Annotated in this window: 1 pseudogene; it reads right to left on the reverse strand. The window is 62.3% G+C overall.

From position 1 onward, the window contains the following. Positions 1–251 (reverse strand): annotated as a pseudogene (locus tag SB754_RS20070) (hypothetical protein); the annotation flags it as partial. Positions 252–276 lie beyond the last annotated feature (25 nt).

Here is a 276-nt window from a genome sequence, read left to right on the forward strand (position 1 = left end):
GTGTGCGTCACGAGGCCCTGCTCCTTCTGCAGGATCACGAGCAGCACCTTCTCGCTGATGCCGCAGGCCTTCGCCGACTTGGAGATGATCGAGGCTGCCGACTCCTTCGCCGACCCGGTGTAGGTGCCCGAGCAGTAGCTGTTCGGCGCCTTGGTGGCGGTCTTCTGCGTGAAGTCCTTCAGGCAGGTGTAGCCCTTCTGACAGCTCGGCACCTTGTTGTCGAGGAACGCCTGGATCTGAGCCGCCGTCATCGTTCCGGACGTGTACATCAGCTTG

This window comes from Leifsonia sp. SIMBA_070, from assembly GCF_046534635.1.
Taxonomy (GTDB): Bacteria; Actinomycetota; Actinomycetes; order Actinomycetales; family Microbacteriaceae; genus Leifsonia.